Source organism: Candidatus Accumulibacter sp. ACC012 (assembly GCF_907163155.1).
GTDB classification, from domain to species: domain Bacteria; phylum Pseudomonadota; class Gammaproteobacteria; order Burkholderiales; family Rhodocyclaceae; genus Accumulibacter; species Accumulibacter delftensis.
The window spans coordinates 106758-129667 of the sequence record NZ_CAJQUC010000008.1 but is presented as its reverse complement, the minus strand read 5'-3'; the positions used below and the strand labels follow the sequence as shown (position 1 = coordinate 129667).

At 61.0% G+C, this 22910-nt stretch carries 18 protein-coding genes; 10 read left to right on the top strand and 8 right to left on the bottom strand.

Features of this window, described 5'->3' with window-relative positions; genetic code table 11:
* Positions 1–10 precede the first annotated feature (10 nt).
* From QZ648_RS10285 to QZ648_RS10245, 9 genes are all read left to right on the top strand, one after another.
* Positions 11–613, top strand: a complete 603-nt coding sequence (locus tag QZ648_RS10285) for an NADH-quinone oxidoreductase subunit J (RefSeq protein WP_169064911.1) — start codon at positions 11–13, stop codon at positions 611–613.
* Between the two features lie 92 nt (positions 614–705).
* On the top strand, positions 706–1011 hold the full coding sequence (gene nuoK / locus QZ648_RS10280; protein WP_042335334.1) for an NADH-quinone oxidoreductase subunit NuoK: 306 nt from the start codon (positions 706–708) through the stop codon (positions 1009–1011).
* Between the two features lie 2 nt (positions 1012–1013).
* Positions 1014–3083 carry an NADH-quinone oxidoreductase subunit L gene (gene nuoL, locus QZ648_RS10275; RefSeq protein ID WP_169064910.1) on the top strand — a complete coding sequence of 690 codons (2070 nt, stop codon included), beginning with the start codon at positions 1014–1016 and terminating at the stop codon, positions 3081–3083.
* A 23-nt stretch (positions 3084–3106) separates the two neighbouring features.
* On the top strand, positions 3107–4591 hold the full coding sequence (locus tag QZ648_RS10270) for an NADH-quinone oxidoreductase subunit M (protein WP_291996927.1): 1485 nt from the start codon (positions 3107–3109) through the stop codon (positions 4589–4591).
* Between the two features lie 27 nt (positions 4592–4618).
* Positions 4619–6091 (top strand): NADH-quinone oxidoreductase subunit NuoN, encoded by a 1473-nt coding sequence (nuoN, locus tag QZ648_RS10265; protein ID WP_291997023.1) that lies wholly within the window; start codon positions 4619–4621, stop codon positions 6089–6091.
* 61 nt (positions 6092–6152) lie between these two features.
* The gene (locus QZ648_RS10260; protein WP_169064908.1) at positions 6153–6713 is read left to right on the top strand and encodes an NUDIX hydrolase; all 561 of its coding nucleotides are present in this window, start codon (positions 6153–6155) and stop codon (positions 6711–6713) included.
* Positions 6714–6983: 270 nt separating this feature from the next.
* On the top strand, positions 6984–7628 hold the full coding sequence (locus QZ648_RS10255) for a carbonic anhydrase (protein ID WP_291996926.1): 645 nt from the start codon (positions 6984–6986) through the stop codon (positions 7626–7628).
* Positions 7629–7966: 338 nt separating this feature from the next.
* Entirely contained in the window at positions 7967–11149 is a 3183-nt protein-coding gene (locus tag QZ648_RS10250; protein WP_291996925.1) for an ATP-binding protein, read from the top strand.
* An 18-nt stretch (positions 11150–11167) separates the two neighbouring features.
* A complete protein-coding gene (locus QZ648_RS10245) occupies positions 11168–12325 on the top strand; it encodes a two-component system response regulator (RefSeq protein ID WP_291996924.1) in 1158 nt (385 codons plus the stop codon).
* 147 nt (positions 12326–12472) lie between these two features.
* Here QZ648_RS10245 and QZ648_RS10240 read toward each other — a convergent pair whose 3' ends face one another.
* The 8 genes from QZ648_RS10240 to QZ648_RS10205 all read right to left on the bottom strand — a co-directional run bounded on the left by QZ648_RS10240 (position 12473) and on the right by QZ648_RS10205 (position 20637).
* Positions 12473–13171, bottom strand: a complete 699-nt coding sequence (locus tag QZ648_RS10240) for a YceH family protein (protein WP_291996923.1) — start codon at positions 13169–13171, stop codon at positions 12473–12475.
* 61 nt (positions 13172–13232) lie between these two features.
* Positions 13233–14894: a peptide chain release factor 3 gene (locus tag QZ648_RS10235; protein ID WP_211203574.1), complete on the bottom strand. Its 1662-nt coding sequence runs from the start codon at positions 14892–14894 to the stop codon at positions 13233–13235.
* A 128-nt stretch (positions 14895–15022) separates the two neighbouring features.
* Positions 15023–15235: a DUF2788 domain-containing protein gene (locus QZ648_RS10230; RefSeq protein ID WP_169064917.1), complete on the bottom strand. Its 213-nt coding sequence runs from the start codon at positions 15233–15235 to the stop codon at positions 15023–15025.
* Between the two features lie 8 nt (positions 15236–15243).
* Positions 15244–16071 carry a DUF2189 domain-containing protein gene (locus QZ648_RS10225; RefSeq protein WP_169064904.1) on the bottom strand — a complete coding sequence of 276 codons (828 nt, stop codon included), beginning with the start codon at positions 16069–16071 and terminating at the stop codon, positions 15244–15246.
* 114 nt (positions 16072–16185) lie between these two features.
* Entirely contained in the window at positions 16186–17457 is a 1272-nt protein-coding gene (locus QZ648_RS10220; RefSeq protein WP_291996922.1) for a TIGR03862 family flavoprotein, read from the bottom strand.
* Positions 17458–17564: 107 nt separating this feature from the next.
* On the bottom strand, positions 17565–18356 hold the full coding sequence (murI, locus tag QZ648_RS10215) for a glutamate racemase (protein WP_291996921.1): 792 nt from the start codon (positions 18354–18356) through the stop codon (positions 17565–17567).
* Positions 18357–18503: 147 nt separating this feature from the next.
* The gene (locus tag QZ648_RS10210; RefSeq protein WP_169064902.1) at positions 18504–20024 is read right to left on the bottom strand and encodes a fumarate hydratase; all 1521 of its coding nucleotides are present in this window, start codon (positions 20022–20024) and stop codon (positions 18504–18506) included.
* Between the two features lie 55 nt (positions 20025–20079).
* Positions 20080–20637, bottom strand: a complete 558-nt coding sequence (locus QZ648_RS10205) for a TIGR00645 family protein (protein ID WP_291996920.1) — start codon at positions 20635–20637, stop codon at positions 20080–20082.
* Between the two features lie 270 nt (positions 20638–20907).
* On the opposite strand from QZ648_RS10205, the gene acs reads away from it, so the two are divergent.
* Positions 20908–22872, top strand: a complete 1965-nt coding sequence (gene acs, locus QZ648_RS10200; RefSeq protein ID WP_169064901.1) for an acetate--CoA ligase — start codon at positions 20908–20910, stop codon at positions 22870–22872.
* The last annotated feature ends 38 nt before the right edge of the window (positions 22873–22910 follow it).

Here is a 22910-nt window from a genome sequence, read left to right as displayed (position 1 = left end):
GGCCTACGCGATGGAATTCAAGACCTTCGTTTTCTACTTTTTCTCGGCGATCCTGGTGTTTGCCGGCCTGCGCGTGATCACCTCGCGCAATCCGGTGCATGCAGCGCTGTTTCTTGTCCTTGCCTTCTTTTCGGCGGCTGGTGTCTGGATGCTGCTGCAGGCCGAGTTCCTGGCTATCGCGCTGATCCTGATTTACGTCGGGGCGGTGATGGTGCTCTTCCTTTTTGTGGTCATGATGCTGGACATCAACCTTGATCGTTTGCGCGAAGGCTTCTGGAGCTACTTGCCCCTGGGCTCGATCATCGCCTTGCTGATGGTCACCGAAATGGCCCTGGTCCTTGGTGGCAACTACTTCGGCCTGCTTGAAAGCGGCGTGCCGCAGGCGACCGCCGAAGTGAGCAACGTCAAGGCGGTTGGCCGCTTGATCTTCACCGAGTACGTCTATCCCTTCGAGCTGGCATCGGTCATCCTGCTCGTCGGGATTGTCGCCGCGGTGGCCCTGACGCAGCGCGGCAAGCGCAAGAACAAGTCGGTCAACCCGGCGCAGCAGGTGTTTGTCAAGGCCGCGGACCGGGTTCGCGTGCTGCAGATGCCCGCCGAAAAGCGAGATTGACCGCGCCGTCGGCGCAGAGCTGAAACAAGACTGAGAATAAGAGCGGGCGGCAGCCACTTGCCGCCCCGAGTAGAAGGAATCAGGGAGGCATCTTGCTTACACTGTCGCATTTTTTGATCCTGGGCGCGATCATGTTCGCGATCAGCGTCGTCGGCATCTTTCTCAACCGAAAAAATCTGATCATCATCCTGATGTCGATCGAGTTGATGCTGCTGGCGGTGAACATGAACTTCATCGCTTTCTCGCACTTCATGCAGGACCTTGCCGGGCAGGTTTTCGTCTTCTTCATCCTGACTGTTGCTGCCGCCGAAGCGGCGATCGGGCTGGCGATTCTGGTGGTGCTGTTCCGCAACCTGAAGACCATCCATGTGGATGATCTGGACAGCCTGAAGGGTTGAACATGGAAATGCAAAAGCTCTACCTCCTGGTTCCGCTGGCGCCACTTTTTGGCGCCATTATTGCCGGCCTCTTCTGTCGCGTGATCCCGCGCTGGGTGGCGCACACGGTGACCATCGCCGGTGTGGCGATCGCCTTCATCGCTTCCTATATGATCTTCAGGGATGTGCAGGCCGGCAATACCTTCAACGGGCCGGTTTACCGCTGGCTGACCTCCGGTGATTATCACTTCGAGGTCGGTTTTCTGATCGACCAACTGACGGTCACCATGATGCTGGTGGTGACCTTTGTATCGCTGATGGTGCATATCTACACCATCGGCTACATGCAGGATGATCCCGGCTACAACCGCTTCTTCAGCTACATTTCGCTGTTTACCTTCTCGATGCTGATGCTCGTGATGAGCAACAACTTCATGCAGCTGTTCTTTGGTTGGGAGGCCGTCGGCCTGGTCTCCTATCTGTTGATCGGTTTCTGGTATACGCGGCCAACGGCTATTTTCGCGAACATGAAAGCCTTTCTGGTCAATCGCGTTGGCGACTTCGGCTTCATCCTCGGTATTGGCCTGGTGCTCAGCCACTTCGGTACTCTGGACTATGCGGCCGTCTTTGCCAAGTCGTCGGCACTTGCGGCGACGACCATCCCGCTGTTCGGCGCCGGCAGTGAGGTGGCGCTGATGTCCGCGATTTGCATCCTGCTATTCATCGGTGCCATGGGCAAGTCGGCACAGGTGCCGCTGCATGTCTGGCTGCCCGACTCGATGGAAGGTCCGACGCCGATCTCGGCGCTGATCCACGCGGCGACGATGGTCACCGCGGGCATCTTCATGGTCGCGCGCATGTCGCCGCTGTTCGAGTTGTCGGACACCGCGCTGTCCTTCGTCATCGTCATCGGCGCGATCACGGCGCTGTTCATGGGCTTTCTTGGCGTCATCCAGAACGATATCAAGCGCGTCGTCGCCTATTCGACGCTGTCGCAGCTGGGTTACATGACTGTGGCGCTGGGTGCTTCGGCCTACTCGGTGGCGATTTTTCACCTGATGACACACGCTTTCTTCAAGGCCTTGCTGTTCCTGGCCGCGGGTTCGGTGATCATCGGCATGCACCACGACCAGGACATCCGCAACATGGGCGGCCTGCGCAAGTACATGCCAATTACCTGGATCACTTCCCTGGTCGGCTCGCTGGCGCTGATCGGAACGCCTCTCTTCTCTGGTTTCTACTCCAAGGACTCGATCATCGAGGCGGTAGCGCTATCGAACATCCCCGGTTCCGGCTTCGCCTACTTTGCGGTGATGGCCAGTGTCTTCGTCACCGCTCTCTACTCGTTCCGCATGTACTTCCTGGTCTTCCACGGGGAAGAGCGCTTCGGCAAGGCGGCGCATCATGAGCCGGTTGCGCACGTCAAAGCAGCGCATCACGCCGCCGATGACCATCACGACGAGGCACACGACGACGCCCATGGCGAAGAGCATCATGGCCTGGCTCCAGGGCAAAAGCCGCACGAGACGCCGTGGGTGGTGACTCTGCCGCTGATCCTGCTGGCGATCCCCTCGGCCATCATCGGCTTCATCACCATCGAGCCGATGTTGTTCGGCGACTTCTTCAAGGGCGCGATTTTCGTCGATAGCGAAGCTCACCCGGCGATGGCAGAACTTGCTCATCACTTCCACGGCGCTTTCGCCATGGCCACGCACGCGGTGACTACAGCCGTCTTCTGGCTGGCGCTGCTCGGTGTTGTTGCCGCCTGGTACCTGTACATGAAACGTCCGGATATTCCGGTCGCCATCAAGGCCCGCTTTGGCGGGGTGTATTCGCTGCTCGACAACAAGTACTATTTCGACAAGTTCAACGAAGTGGTCTTTGCCGGTGGTGCGCGTTTGCTCGGCCGCGGGCTGTGGCAGGGTGGCGATGTCGGCGTGATCGACGGAATGGTCGTCAACGGTGCCGTACGCCTGGTCAGCTGGTTCGCAACCCTGGCCCGCTTCTTCCAGAGCGGTCATATTTACCACTACGCTTTTACGATGATTATCGGCGTGTTCGTCTTGATGACCCTTTGGGTCACGCGCGCTTGAGCTAGACAGAGACTGGGAACGATATGTTAGCCACGCCGCTTCTCTCGCTTGCCATCTGGGTACCGATCCTTGCCGGTTTTGTAGTCCTGGCGACCGGCGCCGATCGCAATGCACCCCTCGCCCGGATGCTCGCCCTGTTGGGGGCTATCGCCGGCCTGCTGGTGACTATTCCGCTCTACACGGGCTTTGACCTGAACACGCCAGCCATGCAGTTCGTCGAACTGCATGGCTGGATTCCGCGATTCAATGTCAACTACCACCTTGGCGTCGATGGCATCTCGATGCTCTTCGTGCTGCTCAACAGCTTCATCACGGTGACCGTGATTCTCGCCGGCTGGCAGGTCATCAATAGTCGGGTTGCGCAGTACAACGCGGGCTTCCTGATTATGTCCGGCCTGTTGAACGGGATTTTTTCGTCGCTGGATGGCGTGCTGTTCTACGTCTTCTTCGAAGCATCGTTGATTCCCCTGTACCTGATCATTGGCATCTGGGGCGGTTCCAACCGAGTCTATGCGGCGTTCAAATTCTTTCTGTTTACCCTCATGGGCTCGCTGCTTTTCCTGCTTGCGCTCCTCTATCTGTTTGTCGAGTCGGGCGGCAGTTTTTCGATTCTCGACTGGCACAGGCTACCGCTCGGTCTGACCGTGCAAACCTGGCTCTTCCTCGCCTTCCTGGTCGCCTTTGCAGTCAAGGTGCCGATGTGGCCGGTGCATACATGGTTGCCGGACGCGCACGTCGAAGCGCCGACGGGAGGATCGATCGTCCTGGCAGCCATCGCCCTGAAATTGGGTGCCTACGGTTTCCTGCGTTTCTCGCTGCCGATCGCCCCCGATGCCTCGCACGAACTGTCCTGGCTGCTCATCACCCTGTCGCTGATCGCAATCATCTACATCGGTTTCGTCGCCCTGGTCCAGGAAGACATGAAGAAGCTGGTGGCCTATTCGTCGATTGCGCACATGGGCTTCGTTACGCTCGGTTTCTTCATGTTCAGTGCCCTCGGCATCGAAGGCGCGCTGGTGCAGATGATCTCGCACGGCTTCGTCTCCGGCGCGATGTTCTTCTCGATCGGCGTGATGTACGATCGCATGCACTCGCGGAAGATTGCCGACTACGGCGGAGTGGTCAATTCGATGCCCAAGTTCGCCGCCTTCTTCATGCTCTTCGCGATGGCCAACGCCGGGTTGCCGGCCACTTCCGGCTTCGTAGGCGAATTCATGATCATTCTGGCGGCCGTTGACTACAACTTCTGGGTGGCCTTCGCTGCTGCCACGACGATGATCGTCGGCGCCGCCTACACCTTGTGGATGTACAAGCGCGTGATCTTTGGTGCGGTCGCCAACCATCACGTCGCCGAACTCACCGATATCAATGGCCGGGAGTTCCTGATTTTTGTGTTGTTCGCCGCTGGCGCGCTGGGCATGGGTCTCTATCCGCAGCCCTTTACTGAAGTCATGCACAGCTCGGTCAATGAGCTACTGCGTCACATCGCTCTCAGCAAGATCCAATAATTGGTAGCCGCTATGACTCTTGCCGAAATGCAGTTCCAGGTCCCCGATCTTCGCCTCGCGAGCGCGGAGATCTTCATGTTGTTGATGGCCTGCGTGATCCTGATCGTTGATCTCTTCGTCAAGGACCGCAAGCGGACAGTGATCTTCGTCGCCACTCAGCTGACGCTGGTCGGCGCGGCAGTGGTCACTTTCGCGACCAGTACCGGCGAGATCGGCTACACCTTCAGCAACATGTATGTTGGCGACCTGATGGGCGACCTGCTGAAGCTACTGGTTTACCTGACGGTGATCATCGTCCTCTTCTATTCGCGCGATTACATCCTCGAGCGCGAGCAGATGGCCAGAAGCGAGTACTACGTATTGGCGCTGTTCGCCACCCTCGGCATGATGGTGATGATTTCGGCGAACCACTTCCTGACCGTTTATATCGGTCTCGAACTGCTTTCGCTGTCGCTCTACGCGCTGGTGGCGATGAATCGTGATTCGGTGCCGGCCACCGAGGCGGCAATGAAGTACTTCGTGCTCGGGGCCCTGGCTTCCGGCCTGCTGCTCTACGGCATGTCGATGATCTATGGCGCCACCGGTACACTGGAGATCACCGCAGTTGCTGAACGACTGTACACAGGCCAGGTCAACAAGCCGATCCTCGTTTTCGGCCTTGTTTTCCTGGTCTCGGGCATCGCTTTCAAGCTGGGTGTCGTTCCCTTCCACATGTGGATTCCAGACGTCTATCACGGCGCGCCGACGGCGGTCGCCTTATTCATCGCCACAGCTCCGAAGCTCGCTGCGTTTGCGATCGTCATGCGCATGCTGGTCAACGGCCTGATCGTCCTGGCGCAGGACTGGCAGACGATGTTGATTTTGCTGGCTGTGCTGTCCATGGCCGTCGGTAACATCGCCGCCATCGCGCAGACCAATCTCAAGCGCATGCTCGCCTATTCGGCTATTTCGCACATGGGCTTCATGCTCCTTGGGCTGGTCTCCGGCATCGTCGGTGGCGATGCGCGCTTTGCACTGAATGCCTACAGCTCGTCGATGTTCTATGTCATTACCTACGTACTGACCAGCGCCGGAACCTTCGGCATGATTCTCCTGCTCGCGCGTGGCGGTTTCGAATCGGACCAAATCGAGGACTTCAAAGGGCTCAATAAGCGCAGTCCCTGGTTTGCTGCGGTAATGATGATGATGATGTTCTCGATGGCCGGGATACCTTTCTTTGTCGGCTTCTTCGCCAAGTTCTCGGTTCTGCAGGCGGTCGTTGCCAGTGGCAACCTGTGGCTGGCGGTGGTTGCCGTGTTGTTCTCGCTGATTGGTTGTTTCTACTACCTGCGCATCGTCAAGATCATGTACTTCGACCAGCCGACCAATACCACGCCGATCCATACACCGCTGGACATGAAGATTCTGATGTCAGCCAACGGTCTGGCGGTAGCCTTGCTGGGGATTTTCCCGCAAGCGCTGATGTCTGTTTGTGCGTTCGCGCTTCTGCGCTCGCTGTGACAACGGCGTAGTTCGACCGGAACGCCCCGCCTGCCGGGGCGTTTTCATTGAGAGTCCCGAAATGAAAACCGATTACCCCCACCTGCACGAGGAGCAACTCGAGAGCACGCAGGTCTTTCGTGGCCGACTGCTCGACGTCCGCCTTGACCGCGTGCGCCTGCCGGATGGAGAGGAGTGTCAACGCGAGTACGTACGCCATCAGGGTGCGGTGGCGGTCATCGCGCAGCTGGACAATGGTCAGTTGCTTCTCGTTCGCCAGCACCGTTATCCCTTGCGCCGCGCTTTTCTCGAGTTGCCGGCCGGAAAAATCGACCCTGGCGAGGCCATCTTCGACACCGCGACGCGGGAGCTGCGCGAAGAGACAGGGTATAGCGCTGCCGAGTGGCGCCATCTCGGCGTAATGCATCCGTGCGTGGGCTATTCGGACGAGCGCATCGAGATTTTCCTGGCGCGTGGCATCCGCCGCGAAGCCGAGCAGAACCTGGATAGCGGTGAGTTCATGGACCTGCTCAGCCTTTCTCTGCAAGACGCCCTGGCGGCAGTGAAGAGCGGCGAAATCACCGACGCCAAGACGATCACCGGCCTGTTCTGGGCCGAGAAGGCGATTCTCGGCGGCTGGTAAAAGCACGCCTTGCGCGTGGCAGGCACTGGCTGGCGCGCATCGCGCCGCCGGCTCTTGTGATGCCCCAGAAGAGAGGCTGCATTTCCGTGGTTGCCCATTGCTGGCTATGATCCTTCGTTAATATCGAACATAGCGCAAAGGATAAGCGACTTTTTTTGGAGGTTTCGGGCGCGTAAACTTCGCCCGTTTCCTATCCCGCTGGGCACACTAGCGCAACTTGCCCGGCATCCAAATGACTCGTGCACCAGAACAAGCCGCCAGGAAAACCTTATGAAGGACATTGCCAGATTCATCGCCGGTTTCGAGAGATTTCAGGAGAGATATTTCGGAGAGGAGCGCGAGCTGTTCGACAAGCTCAGCCATGGTCAGAGTCCGAAGACACTGATCGTTGCCTGCGCCGACTCCCGGGTGGACCCGGCATTGCTGACCGGCGCCGAGCCCGGCGACGTTTTCGTGGTGCGCAACGTCGCCAATCTGGTGCCGCCTTACCATCCAGGCGGTGACTTTGCGAGCGTGCCAGCGGCCCTCGAGTTTGCGGTTCTGTCGCTCCAGGTGGAGCACATCATCGTCCTCGGTCATGCCAAGTGTGGCGGCATCCACGCTTTGATGCAGGGCCTGGGGTCGAAAACCGAGTTCATCGGCAAGTGGATCAGCATCGCGGAAAGGGCGCGTGCGCGCGTGCAGGCCGAGTTGCCGTCGAAAGAGCCCGCCTTGCAGGACCGGGCCTGCGAGCAGGCGGGGATCCTGGTGTCCCTTGAAAATCTGCTGACCTATCCGTGGATTGCTGAGCGTGTGCAGGCGGGCACGATACACCTCCACGGCTGGTACTTCGATCTGGCGGCTGGGGCCCTCTTGCACTACGATCCCGCCAGCAACGCCTTCAATGCCGTTACGCCCAGTGAGGACATGGTCTAGCGGCGGGAACTTCAGGCGCGAAGGCCGTCACCGACCCGGCGGTCGCGGCGCCGGCCCCGTCCCCGAGGCCATCCTTGCCCGGCCTGTAGGTGTTGCGTACGGCGAAGGGCGCCATTCGCCTCGCTGAGCGGGGTGACTCATCGCCGGGGATGCTCCATTGCGCGAGCTGGGCGGCGGTACATGGTGATTCCCGTCACCGCGAACCCTGGGGGTGCCTCCTGCCCAAGCATGCCCACCATCGCTGAGCATCTGACATGCTTTAGGCATGATGGTGAAAGCCGCTCCGACAAAGTAGAATTGGCTTCTCGCGACCGTTGTGACGGCTAATCGGAGTTGCCTTGAAGCGTCTGACTGCCTATCTCGAGCGACTGACGGTCAGCCGCCGCCTGCTCGCTTTTACTGCGCTTGCCGTCCTGGCCATCCTCGCCGTCTGGGCCTCGATGTTTTCGGCCGCACAGCGCCTGGAGTTGCTCAGCGGTAGCACCGATCACCATCCGCAGTCTGCGCTTGCTAGCTTGAGCGACCTGCGCTACGAGCTGATGTCCATGCAACAACAGCTGGGCGAGCTGAGCCGCGCGGAGGACGCGACCCAGCGTGCCGCGCTCGCCCAGGACCTGGCCGCCGCCAGCGCTCGTTTTGGGGAAGGCTTGCGCAAACTGCGGGCTTCTTACTCCGGCGATGCGCAGGACCTGTTGCAGGCGGAAGCTCTCTATCGACAAAGTGCCGCGTACCGGGCCGCAGTACTCAATGAGTTCGGGCGCGGAGGTGCCCCGACGGTGTGGCAGGAAGTGCTGGCCTCCCCTCCCGGGAATCCTGGGTGGCTACTCTACAAACACCTCAAGCGGATGGGCGAAGCGGAAGCTGCCCAAAGCCACGCCCTGCAGGCGCGGGCCGGCGCCGCCTATCAGCGGGAACGGCAGCAGGCGGTTTTTGTCCTTTTTGCCTGTCTGGCCTTGTTGCTGCTTGCCGCATTGATTGTTTCTCGATCGCTTACGCGGCCGCTACGTCACCTCAGTGACCGCATCGCCAGCCTGGCACAGGGCCGGATGGAGCAGGGCATTCCCTGCCAGGATCAGCAGAACGAGATTGGCGAAATCGGCCGCGGCGTTGCGATCCTGAAGAACAGCTATCAAGGCATGGCGGCGCAGCGCTGGATCAGGACCAATATTTCGGCTGTTTCGAGAGAGCTGCGACAGGCCGCGAGCTTTACCGATCTCGGCGAAAAACTGATGGCTGGCCTGATGCCCTTGCTTGGTGCCGCGCAAGGCGCTTTCTTCATCGTCACGGAAAAGCGCCAGACCCTGAAAATGATCGCCACTTACGGCATTGATCGGCACGCAGAGCTGGCCATCATCGCGTTTGGTGAAGGGCTGGTCGGACAGTGCGCGAGCGACGGCCGCTTGCGGGTGATCAGCGACCCGCCCGAGGGCTATGTGCGCATTCGCTCCGGGCTGGGTGAGGCCGCTGCCAAGGCCATTCTGTTGGCGCCCGTGATGCGCGCCGAACGATCGCTGGCGGTCATCGAACTGGCTTCGTTGCGTTCTTTCAGCGACGACGAGCGAGCGGTCCTCGATGGCTTGCTGCCGATCGTGGCCATGAATCTCGAAATCATCGAGCGCAATACGCGAACCGAGCGACTGCTTGAGGCGACTCAGCAACAGGCCGAACAGTTGGAAAAGCAGGCCGTCGAGCTGGCGGCGATGGAGGAGCACAGCCGCTTGATTCTGGGCTCGGTGAGTGATGGCATTCTCGGCCTCGACCGCGATGGCCTGTTGATTTTCGCCAACCCCGCAGTCCTTCGCCTGCTCGGCTACACCGCGGCAGAGATTTTCCACCAGCCCTTCCACGAGTTAGCGCACTATGCCTATGCCGATGGTCGTGATTTTCCCTTCGCCTGCTGTGCGATGCATCTGACCGCGCAGGATGGACAGACGCGTCAGGTCGACAATGAAGTCCTGTGGCGCAAGGATGGCACGCCATTGGCGGTGGAGTACGCTACGACGCCGTTCCGCAAGGCCGATACTCTGGTCGGTACGGTCATCGTCTTTCGCAACATTACCGAGCGGCGCGCCGCAGAAGCGCGCCTTCGGCAGGCACATGACGAGCAGACGGCGATTCTTGAAACCGCCAGTCTCGGGATAGCGTTCATCAAGGAGCGCGTTTTCGTCACTGTCAACCGCCGCTTGGGGGAATTGCTCGCTTGCGCTGCCGAGGATCTCATTGGCACGCAGGCGACACTTTGCGTTCCGGAAGGCGCATACCCGCTTGCCGACGGGGGCTTCAACAGCGGCTTGACGCCTGGCGAGATCCTGGTGCGCATCATCGAACTGCAGCGCCAGGACGGCGCGCGCTTCTGGTGTCGGGTCAGCGGCCGGGCGGTCGACGCCGCTTCGTTGGGGCAGGGAACGGTGTGGACCTTCGAAGACGTGAGCAAGGAACGCGAGGCTGCCGAAGCGATGCAGCGCTCGCAGGAGTTGGCCGAGGAAACGCTACGCATGAAAACGGGGTTTTTGGCCAACATGAGCCATGAAATTCGCACCCCGATGAACGCCATCATCGGCATGTCGCATCTGCTCGCCGAGACCGAGCTGAGCTCATGCCAGCGCGACTATGCGAAAAAAATCCGCGACTCGGGACAGCATCTGCTGGCCATCGTCGACGACATTCTCGATTTCTCCAAGATCGAGGCAGGCAAGTTGATCATCGAGCAGGCCGAGTTTGCGCTCGAAGACGTCCTTGAGCAGGCACTCGACCTGATGCGGGCCAAGATCGAGGGCAAAGGACTGGAAGTACTTGTTTCCCTGGATCCTTCGCTGCCGCCGCGCCTCGTCGGTGACTCCTTGCGTCTGGGGCAGATTCTCATCAACTACACCAACAACGCGGTCAAGTTCACGGAGCAGGGCGAGGTGGAGATCCGGGTCGGCGTCCGTGACAGCGATGCGCAAAGCCTGCTTCTCCATTTTGCCGTCAGAGACACCGGCATCGGCTTGACCGCCGAGCAGATGTCGCGGCTATTCGAAAGTTTTTCGCAGGCCGATACCTCGACCACTCGTCGTTTTGGCGGTACCGGTCTCGGTCTGGCGATTTCCAAGAAGCTTGCCGAACTAATGGGGGGCGAAGTTGGCGTCAGTAGCGAGTACGGCAAGGGCTCGACCTTCTGGTTCACCGCGCGGCTGCGCCCTTCCGCTTACGCGCCGCAAGCTGCCGTAGCTGCGCCGGGAGCGGAGCTGCGCCTGTTGAGTGGCGAGGCCGAGGCGTCCCAGCACCTGCTTGCCTCGCCCTTGTTCGAGGCGGCCAGTGTTGACCAGGTGCGCTTGCAGCAGGTCTGTGGCAAGCTCTCGGCTTTGCTGCTCGACAGCGACTCGGAAGCAGCCGATTTCCTCGCCGCCGAGGCGGCAAGGCTGCGCGTGGCCTTTGGCGGCAGCTATCGGGCGATTGAGCTGGCGGTGCGCGCCTACGACTATGAAGCGGGGCTGGCAGCGCTGCGCACCGCGGCCGCTGCTGCCGGGATTGCAGTTTGACCAAGACGGGTGATCGATATGGACGCACTGCCCTTCAACGACAAAGCCACCATCCTGGTGGTCGACGACACGCCAGACAATCTGGCGTTGATGTCGGCGTTGCTCAAGAAGACCTACCGGGTGAAAGTTGCCAACCACGGTGACAAGGGACTCCGGATCGCGACATCGGTGACGCCTCCTGATCTGATCCTGCTGGATGTGATGATGCCGGATATCGACGGATACGAGGTCTGCCGACGCCTGAAGGCCGACCCCAGGACCTGCCACATTCCGGTTATCTTCCTGACCGCCCGATCGGAAGCCGAGGACGAACAGAGGGGGCTGTCACTCGGCGCCGCGGACTATATCACCAAGCCGATCAGCCCTCCGATTCTGCTCGCCCGCGTGGCGACTCAGCTGACACTGAAGGCCAGTTCCGACTTTCTTCGTGACCGGAATGACTTCTTGACCTCCGAGGTGGCGCGGCGGACGCGCGAACTCGAGGCGGTTCAAGATGTGACCATTCTAGCGCTGGCGTCGCTGGCGGAAACCCGCGATGCCGAAACCGGCAAGCACATCCTGCGTACACAGCGTTACGTCAAGGCACTGGCAGAAAAATTGCGGATGCATCCGCGTTTCTCGAGCTTTCTCTCCGAGCAGAATATCAAGACGCTGTTCAAATCCGCGCCTTTGCATGATATTGGCAAAGTCGGTATCCCCGACCGCATCCTCTTGAAACCTGGTCGTTACGAGCCGCATGAGCTTGAAATCATGAAGAATCACACCCTGCTTGGCAGGGATGCCATTCAGTTCGCCGAAGACTCGCTGGGCGCACGGGTCGAGTTCCTGACCATCGCCAAGGAAATCGCCCTCTACCATCAGGAAAAATGGGACGGCAGTGGCTATCCGGAAGCGCTGGTGGGTGACAGCATTCCGGTCTCGGCTCGGCTAATGGCGGTCGCCGACGTTTATGACGCGCTGATCAGTCGGCGCGTTTATAAGGCGCGCCTATCGCATGAGAAGGCAGCGCAAATCATCGTCGAGGGGCGGGGTAGTCATTTCGACCCGGACATGGTCGACGCCTTTATCGAGATTCAGGACGAGTTTCGCGAAATTGCGCAGCTCTATCCGGACTCTGACGGCGACTTCCAGAAAAAAATCGAGTTTCTGGCGCAGGCGGTCGCCGACCAGGCGTGAGCAAGCGTGCAGTGCTCGTCTAACGGTCATGACATGGCGAGATACCCCGGATCATGAAAGTCATGACCGCCCCCCTCTTCTCCCGGCCCTTCTCCCGCAAGGGGAGAAGGGAGGTTTGTGAGTCGCATGCGCGACTTTCACATTAACTTAACGCTCGGCCGCTATCACTTCCGAATCAGCGAGCGGCGCTGGTTTCTCGCCAGCGAGCGCCTGGACGGCCGCCCGCAGTTCAAGGACCTCGCTTTCCAGGCGCGCCACTCGCTCTGCAAGTTCTGCGTTCGTGCTGTTGCTAGCCGTGGCCTGCTCTTCACCCGGCTGGACAGGCGCCGGCGCTCCGCAGAGCAGGTGCACCCAGCGATGCTCCCGTGAACCCGGCTGTTTGGGGAGTTTAATGACCATTGCGCCGCCGCTGCGCGCTGTCAATTCCTCGAGATACGCTTCAACCGACGAGGCATCGTCGAAGCGATACAAGCGTTCGCAGTTGGCACGCAACTCACTGACTGTTTGCGCGCCGCGCAACATGAGCATCGCCAGCAAAGCGACACCGGCTGCCGGCACGCCGTACACCTTGGCAAAATTCTGTGCATAACGGAGTACGCGGCCCGAGGCGCCGTAAGTTTCAAGTACCAACAGACGGCTGCGCAGTTCTTCGAGCGTTGTTTGCAGTTCGCTATCGCTGGCGTGGATCACCGGCTCGCGCGCGGTTTTCTGGTTGCAGCCGGCACTCAAGCTGTTCAGCGTCAGCGGATAGGCGTCTGGTGTTGTCTTTTCCTTTTCGATCAACACTCCGAGGATGCGCGATTCGAGAAAGCTCAGCTCTTGCGGGGGGGCGGACGCTAGGGTCATGCTTGGCTCCATTCTCGATCGATCGGCAGGCTAGGCTGTATTCGGGCGGTTAACTTCGTGCTCAAGTGAGCAACTGCCCGTGCTCGCGTGAGCTGTGGAAGCCGACACTCGGCCACTTCTCGCTGGTCACCTCGAGGTTGTAGCGCGTGCTGGCCAGGTAAACGGGATTGCCGTCGACATCCTTGGCCATGCGGTGTAGTTGCTCGCGCTCAAAGTTGCGCCGCGTGTTGGCATCGGGGAAGGTCAGCCAGCGGGCGGTGTAGATGTCGGCCGATTCAAAGATGGCATCGACCTTGTACTCGCTTTGCAGGCGCTGGGCAACCACTTCGAACTGCAGCGTGCCGACGGCGCCGAGTAGCAGCGCGCCGCTGCCGAGGTTCTCGAAGACCTGGATCGCGCCCTCTTCCCCGAGCTCCTGCAGTCCTTTCTGCAACTGCTTGCTTTTCAGCGGGTCGCGCAGCCGTGCTACGCGAAAGAGCTCCGGCGAGAAATAGGGGATGCCCTTGAAAGCCAGCACCTCGCCTTCACTGAGGCAATCGCCGATGTGCAGGTTGCCGTGGTTATGGATGCCGATGATGTCGCCAGCAACGGCGTCCTCCATTAACAGGCGCTCATTGGCCATGAAGGTCAGCACGTTGGCCAGTTTCATTTCCCGATCGAGGCGCACGTGTTTGACTTTCATTCCCGGCGTGTAGCGGCCCGAGCAGACACGGAAAAAAGCAATCCGGTCGCGGTGCTTGGGGTCCATATTGGCCTGAATCTTGAAGACGAAGCCGCTGAATGCAGCTTCCGCCGGTCGCACTATGCGCTCGCCACCGTTGCGTTCCTGTGGTGGCGGTGCCCAGTTGAGCAGCGCTTCGAGAATCTCCTGGACGCCAAAGTTGTTGATGGCCGAGCCGAAGAAGACCGGCGACTGGCGACCGGCGAGAAAACCGGCCAGCTCGAAAGGCCCGCTGGCCCCCTGGATCAGCTCGACGTCCTCGCGCAGTTTGGCGACCTCGGTGGGGAACTGCGCGTCGAGCAGGGGGTTGGCCAGACCGTCGAGGCGTTCTGACTCGCTGCGCCTTTCCTGTCCGGCAGCGAAATGCAGCAGGCGGTCGTTGAGGAGGTGATAGACGCCACGAAAAGTCTTGCCCATGCCGATCGGCCAGGTGATCGGCGCGCATTCGATGCCGAGCACCGATTCTATTTCCTCGAGCAGCTCGAAAGGTTCGCGGACCTCGCGGTCGAGCTTGTTGACGAAAGTGATGATCGGCGTATCGCGCATGCGGCAGACATTGAGCAGCTTGATCGTCTGCGCTTCGACGCCCTTGGCCGCGTCGATGACCATTACCGCCGCATCGACGGCCGTCAGTACGCGGTAGGTGTCTTCGGAAAAGTCTTCGTGCCCGGGTGTGTCGAGCAGATTGACGGTGTGTCCCTGGTAGTCGAACTGCATCACCGAGCTGGTCACCGAAATGCCGCGTTGTTTCTCGACTTCCATCCAGTCCGACGTGGCGTGGCGAGCGCTCTTGCGCCCCTTTACCGTTCCCGCGAGCTGGATCGCGCCGCCGAAAAGCAGCAGCTTTTCGGTCAGTGTCGTCTTGCCGGCATCCGGGTGGGAAATGATCGCAAAGGTCCTCCGCTTGGCGACATCGCGCTGGATGTCAGGCGGAAAGGCGCTTTCGCTGCGGCTGTCTTGCGGGGAGTCGTTGGTGGCTGTGGTGTTGGCGGTGGTGCTCATCAGGAAGCTTTCGGCGGCAGGAAAACAAAAGCCGCCGGCCGGGAAGATGAAGAATGACCCGCTGGCGGTGCGCAGGCCGAACTATAGCAAGACTCGGCGCACGCTGGAACCGCGCTGCCTGCGGCCCGTCACTTGATGTCGAGCGCCCACTGAATCACGTATTTGGCGGCGAAGCCGAGCATGCCGAAGGTCAGGCCCAGGAAGATCACGAAAGTTCCGAGCTTGCCGGCCTTGGATTCCCACGCCAGTTGTCCGACGATGAACAGCATGTAGAGTATGAATGAGCCAAGGCCTACGGAAAGACCAAAGGCAGCAATCTGTTCCTCGGAGAATCCAAGTATCGACTCGTTCACTGGGCTCGCGGACGCTCGGGCAAGGCGCTGGCATCAACCAGCGCGCGGTAAGCGTGCCAGCTGGCGTGGCCCAACACGGGAATGAGCAGGATCAGACCGAGCATGGCTGTCGCAAAACTGATCAGTACCAGAAACATGATCAGTGCCGCCCAAACGGCCATCGGGCCCGGGTTGGCGAGAACGACCCGCCAGCTGGTCAGGACGGCCATCAGCAGGTTGCTGCGCCGGTCGAGCAGCAAGGGCATGGCGACGACGCTGGAGGCGAAGATCGGCGCTGCCAGTACGCCTCCCATGGCCAGCCAGGTTTCGAACAGGAGATTGTCTCGACTAAGTACGACGTAGCGCAGGAAGTCCGCTGGCGCCTTGATGGGCACGGGGGCGAGCAGGGTAATCAGCGCCGCCGAGGTGACTACCCATCCCGTGCCGGCGAGTGCCAGCAGAAGACCGAAGCGTACCAGGCACCAATAACCGCCCGACTCCATGAAGCGGGATTGCTGCCAGCTCAGCCAGGTGTCCCGTAGCAGTGGCCAGCCGATGCTACTGCTATGTTCGACGGCGCGACTCATGGCGTACAGACTGGTCGCCAGGACCGGGGCCACGACCAGAAAGCCCGAGAAGGCGCCGGCCAGCAGCCAGAAATGCTGGTAGGCGTTGGCCATCAGCGCGAGGCCGAAAGCGGCCAGCAAGACCCCATGCGCCAGACTCAGGGGGCCACAACGGCGCAGGTCGCGCCAGCCCAGACGCAGCCATTGCAGAGGCGCGCTCAGGGGGACGACGAGCACCTGGGGCTGCAGCGGGGAGATCTCGGCCGGGGGAGGGGTCATGAGTGTCGCGAGTTGGTCATTGCGGGAAAGAGTTTAGTGCACTGCGGCGTTCTTGGCGAGCCCGTGCGCATTGCCGAACCCACGCTTTTCGCGCGCAGCTTGTCAGTTTCCCGTTCAACCTTTTAGCCAGTCTCGCACACCGCGGCCTGCCGCGTGGCCGCTGGCGAGGCAGGCGGTGAGCAGATAACCGCCGGTCGGTGCTTCCCAGTCGAGCATTTCGCCGGCACAGAAAACGCCGGGAAGGTCCTTCAGCATCAGCTGTTCGTTGAGGGCGGTGAAGCAGATGCCGCCGGCGCTGCTGATTGCTTCGTCGAGCGGGCGCGTGGCGAGCAGGCGTAGCGGCAGAGCCTTGATCGCTGCCGCCAGGCATGCCGGATCGACAAGCTCAGCGCTGGCCAGGCATTCGTGCAGCAGCGCGACCTTGGCACCCTTGAGCCGCAGGCGGCTTTGCAAATGGCTGGAGAGTGAGCGCGCGCCACGTGCTCGCGCCACTTCGGCGAGCACGCGTGCGGCTGTGTGCTCGGGTAGCAGGTCGAGGTGCAGCGTTGCCGACCCCTTGGCGTCTATGGTGTCGCGCAGGGCGGCTGACAGGGCGTAGATCAGACCGCCTTCGACGCCGTTCGTGGTGAGCATGAACTCGCCGCGGCGGCGATGCATGACGCCGTCGGCGTCGACCAGGGAGGCGCTGACGGCCTTGATCGGCTGGCCTGCGAAGCGCTCACGAAGGTGTTCGCTCCAGGCCGCGTCGAAGCCGCAGTTGGCTGGCCGTAGCGGGGCCAGCGCGATGCCCGCTTGTTCGAGGAGCGCGAACCACTTGCCGTCCGAACCGAGCCTGGCCCAACTGCCGCCACCGAGGGCCAGCACGACGGCCTGCACTTGCTGCTGTTGTTCGCCCTGTGGGGTGGCGAAAGATAGCCCGATGCGGCCCTCGCCAGCCGGCATCCAGCCACTCCAGCGATGGCGCATGTGGAAGCGTACGCCCGTGCTGCGCAGGCGCTGCAGCCAGGCGCGCAGAAGTGGCGCGGCTTTCATGTCGGTCGGGAAAATGCGCCCTGAGCTGCCGATAAAAGTCGCTATGCCGAGGCCGTGTACCCACTCGCGAAGCGTTGTCGGAGCGAAGGCGTCGAGCAGGGGCGAGATCTCCTTTTGCCGTGCGCCGTAACGCTTGCGAAACTCTTCGGCAGGCTCGGCGTGGGTGATGTTCAGTCCGCCCCTGCCGGCCATCAGCAACTTGCGGCCGACTGAAGGCATGGCGTCGTAAACATCGACACTGACGCCGCCGTTGGCGAGCATTTCGGCAGCCATCAAGCCGGCCGGGCCAGCACCGATGACGGCCACCAGCGGCGCCGCTGACGAGGCACGAGCGGTGGTCAATTTAACGGTCATGACACGTGGCGACACCCCAAATCATGAAAGTCATGACCGTTTCCCTCTTCCCCTGCCCCTTCTCCCGCAAGGGGAGGAGGGAGTTTCGTGAGTCGCTTGCGCGACTTTCACATTAAGGTGACTGCCAGGCGCGCGGCCTGAGTCTGGCGATCGCACAAGCGGCCCAAGCCGAGTACCGGCAGGGCTGCCTGCAGACGTTCAGGGTGGGCGGTGGCGAATAGCGCCAAGCGGCCGCCGCTGCTTGTGCCTGCTCCGGCGAGGCGCACGCACTGGCGGGCGACGGCATCGGCGACGTCGACCAGCGTCGCTCGATTGGCGACCAGCGGTTCGAGAACCGGGCGCAGGAAGGTATAGTGCGTACAGCCAAGAACGATCTGGTCGGCGCCGGCGGCGAGCAGCGGCGCCACATGCCGGCGTGCTTCTGCGGCGAAATCGGGGTCGTCGAGGTGCAGGGTTTCAACGCGGCTTGCCCAGCCGTCACAGGCGACGACGTCGACCTGTACGGCGCTTGCATGCTGCCGGATTAGCTCGGCCAGGCGCTTGCTGCGGGTGGTCGACAGCGTTGCCAGTACTGCGATACGGCCGCTGCGCGACGCCATCGCCGCCGGTTTGACGCCGGGTTCGACGCCGACCACCGGCAGCCCGGGAAGCAATTCGCGGAACGCGGCCACGGCCGCCGCCGTGGCGGTGTTGCAGGCGACGACAATCAGGCTGCAGCCTTGCGCGACCAGGTGCCTGCCAATGGCCAAAACCCGCGCACGGATGAAGGCATCGCTCTTGTCGCCGTAGGGAACGTTTGCGGTGTCGGCGAAGTACAGCAGGTCGGCTTCCGGGAGCGCTCGGGCGATGGCGGCGAGGACAGAGAGACCACCGAGACCGCTGTCGAAAACGCCGATCATGGATTGGTCGTGATGGTCAGTTGCCGCGGCGCGCTGCCGTGATCTTCGAGGGCCATGCGTCCTCCTTGATGGGGCCGTTGCGATGCGATGCACGAAAAAAGCGCAAGCCGGCACTCGGCCGGCTTGCAGCGGAGTTGATCAGGAGGCTCAGACGACAGTGACCGGGATCTTGCCGATCTTGCCCTGCCATTCGCGCGGTCCCGTGTTGTGCACCGAAGTGCCGCTCGAATCGACGGCCACGGTTACTGGCATGTCCTTGACTTCGAATTCGTAAATGGCCTCCATGCCAAGATCGGCAAAACCGGCCACTCTGGCCGCCTTGATTCCTTTGGCAACCAGATAGGCGGCGCCGCCGACGGCCATCAGATACGCCGATTTATGCTTCCTGATCGCCTCGATGGCGGTCGGGCCACGTTCGGCCTTGCCAACCATCGAGATCAACCCGGTTTCGGCGAGCATCATCTCGGTGAACTTGTCCATCCGCGTCGCGGTCGTCGGACCCGCCGGGCCGACCACTTCATCGCCAACGGGGTCGACCGGGCCGACGTAGTAGATCACGCGGTTGGTGAAGTCGACCGGCAGAGCTTCGCCCTTGGCGAGCATGTCCTGGATGCGTTTGTGCGCCGCGTCGCGACCGGTCAGCATCTTGCCGTTGAGCAACAGTGTCTGGCCCGGCTTCCAGGCCGCGACTTCGGCTGGCGTCAGCGTGTCGAGATTGACTCGTGTCGAGGTTTCCGTATTCGGCGTCCAGTTGACCTTCGGCCACTGGTCGAGGTCCGGCGGGGTCAGCACTGCCGGTCCGGAACCATCGAGGTGAAAGTGCGCGTGCCGGGTCGCCGCACAGTTGGGGATCATCGCTACTGGCAGGCTGGCGGCATGCGTCGGGTAGTCGAGGATCTTGACGTCGAGAACAGTAGTCAGGCCGCCGAGGCCTTGCGCGCCGATTCCCAGTGCGTTGACCTTTTCGTACAGTTCGAGCCGCAGTTCCTCGACGCGATTGCTGGCGCCGCGGGCGATCAGCTCATGGATGTCGACCGGCGCCATCAGTGACTCCTTGGCCAGCAGCATGGCTTTCTCGGGCGTGCCGCCGATGCCGATACCGAGGATTCCGGGCGGGCACCAGCCGGCACCCATGGTCGGGACTGTCTTCAGGACCCAATCGACGATCGAGTCGGACGGGTTGAGCGCGTAGAACTTGGATTTGTTTTCGGAACCACCGCCCTTGGCCGCACAAATCACTTCCAGGTGGTCGCCGGGGACGATTTCGTAATGCACCACGGCCGGCGTGTTGTCGCGTGAGTTTTTGCGCGCACCGGCCGGATCGAGCAGCACCGAGGCACGCAAAGTGTTGTCGGGATTGTTGTAAGCCCGGCGAACGCCCTCATTGCACATTTCCTGGACCGATAGCTTGGTATCCCATTTCAGATCCATGCCGACCTTGAGGAAGATCACCGCGATGCCGGTATCCTGGCAGATCGGCCGATGCCCTTCCGCGCACATGCGGCTGTTGGTCAGAATTTGGGCGATGGCGTCTTTGGCGGCCGGGCTCTGCTCGCGCTCGTAGGCAGCGCCGAGCGCCTTGATGTAGTCCAGTGGGTGATAGTAGCTGATGTACTGGAATGCGTCGGCGATGCTCTGGATGAAGTCTTCCTGCTTGATGGGTGTCATTTCAGGGTCTCTCTCGTGAGTGGCGGGGATTGATTACCCTACCCGCGGGTGTTGGTCAGTGCCGGGCAGCGTGTTGCGCTCTGTTCATCGCCAGGGTCTGGGTCATTATTCGATCGACCCAGACCATGGCCAGGGCGGAGCCCAGGAAAACGGCGTGGATGATGACCTGCCACTTGATCGTGTGTTCGCTCATGTTTTCCGCGTTGATGAAGGTCTTCAACAAATGGATCGAGGAAATGCCGATGATCGCCGTCGATAGCTTGATCTTGAGTACGCCGGCATTGACATGCGACAGCCATTCCGGCTGGTCGGGGTGGCCTTCGAGATGCAGCCGGGAGACGAAGGTTTCGTAGCCGCCGATGATCACCATGATCAGCAGGTTGGCGATCATCACCACGTCGATCAGGCCGAGAACGACGAGCATCACCTCGGTTTCGTTGATCTGCTTGGCGCTGAAAAAAAGGTTGCCAATCAGATGCGACAGTTCGACCATGAACAGGTAGACATAGACTCCCTGAGCGATGATCAGGCCGAGATAGAGCGGCGCCTGCAGCCAGCGGCTCCAGAAGATGAACATCTCGAGTTTGTCTACCGTGGGTTTCAGAGAGGGCATTTCTTCAGGGCGCGGGAAGTTTGGGAACTCGGATTTTAGCACCAAAGAAACGCTGATTTCCGGCGTGCGGCGGGGCTGTGGCGTAAGTGGTGTGTAAGAATCGCGGCGTTTAATCTGGGGCAGTTGGCCTGCCAGCAGGTGCTACCGCCGGGTGAGGCTCGGCCTTTCGCGATGCGCTCGGCGCGCCGCCCGGTTCTCACCAGGTTCTGTTCGCCCCGCGCTGCATCGACTTCTTCAAACTTCTACCCATAATTGCACAGGAGATGGCACATGTCACAGAGCGCAGCCGTTACGTTTATTGACCCCTCCGCCGACTTTGTAAAACAGGCGACGATTTCTGGCATGGACGCTTACAAGGCCCTCTGCGCCGAGGCGGAAAAGGATTACCCCGGTTTCTGGGCGCGTCTGGCCCGCGAACACCTCGCCTGGAAGACGCCGTTTACGCAGGTGTTGGACGAGTCCAACGCGCCCTTCTTCAAGTGGTTTGCCGATGGCACGCTGAACGCTTCGTACAACTGCCTGGATCGCAACATCGAGGCCGGTCTCGGCGACAAGGTGGCCATCCTCTTCGAAGCTGACGACGGAGAAGTCAAACGGCTTACCTACCAGCAACTGCTGGTGCAGGTCAGCCAGTTTGCCAATGGCTTGCGCGCGCGCGGCATCAAGAAAGGTGACCGCGTCGTCATCTACATGTCGATGGGTATCGAAGGTATTGTCGCCATGCAGGCTTGCGCCCGCATCGGCGCCATCCACTCGGTGGTCTTCGGTGGCTTCTCTGCGCAGTCGGTACGTGACCGCATCAATGACGCGGGCGCAGTGGCGGTGATTACCGCCGACGAGCAGTGTCGCGGCGGCAAGAAGATACCGCTCAAGCCGGCGGTAGACGAGGGCATTGCGCTTGGTGGCTGCGAGTCGATCAAGAACGTCATCGTCTTCCAGCGTACCGGTGGCACCTGCAATATGGTCGCTGGCCGTGACATCTGGTGGCACGATGTTACCGCGGGTCAGTCCGATGTCTGCGAACCGGAATGGGTAGACGCCGAGCACCCGCTGTTCCTGCTGTACACCTCGGGATCGACCGGCAAGCCGAAGGGCGTTCAGCACTCGACCGGCGGCTATCTGCTGCACGCCATCGTGACCATGAAGTGGACTTTCGACATCAAGCCCGACGACCTCTTCTGGTGTACCGCCGACATCGGTTGGGTAACCGGTCATAGCTATATCACTTACGGACCGCTGGCCTGCGGTGCGACCGAAGTGGTTTTCGAAGGGATTCCGACCTATCCCGACGCCGGCCGTTTCTGGAAAATGATCCAGGACCACAAGGTCAGCATCTTCTACACCGCGCCGACGGCGATCCGCTCGCTGGTCAAGGCCGCCGATGTCAATCCGGCGGTGGCCCCGACACAGTACGACCTGTCGTCGCTGCGCCTGCTCGGTACGGTCGGCGAACCGATCAACCCAGCGGCCTGGCAGTGGTACTACGACGCCGTTGGCGGCGGTCGTTGCCCGATTGTCGATACCTTCTGGCAGACTGAAACCGGTGGTCACATGATTACCCCGCTGCCAGGCGTGACGCCGATGGTGCCCGGTTCTTGTACCTTGCCCTTCCCGGGAATCATGGCCGCTGTTGTCGATGAAACAGGTACCGAACTCGACTGGGGCAAGGGCGGCCTGCTGGTCGTCAAGCGCCCCTGGCCGGCAATGATTCGCAACATCTGGGGCGACCCCGAGCGCTTCAAGAAGTCGTACTATCCGGACGATTTCAACGGCAAGCTATACCTCGCCGGGGACGGTTCGATTCGCGACATCAATACCGGCTACTTCACGATTACCGGTCGTATCGATGACGTGCTGAATGTCTCCGGTCACCGTATGGGAACCATGGAAATCGAATCGGCACTGGTTTCGCACCCGATGGTCGCCGAAGCGGCCGTGGTGGGCCGGCCGGACGATCTCACCGGTGAAGCGATTTGCGCCTTTGTGGTCCTGAAAGGCGCGCGGCCAACCGGCGAAGCGGCCAAGAAGATGATCAAGGAGCTGCAGGATCACGTCGGTCGCGAGATCGGACCGATCGCCAAACCCAAGGATCTGCGCTTTGGCGAGAACCTGCCAAAAACCCGTTCCGGAAAGATCATGCGCCGCTTGTTGCGCTCGCTGGCGAAAGGGGAGACCGTCGCCCAGGATATTTCAACGCTCGAGAATCCGGCAATTCTTGACCAGTTGAGGGGCTGAACCAGCGACAACCTGCGCCTGTGTTCGGCGACGACATC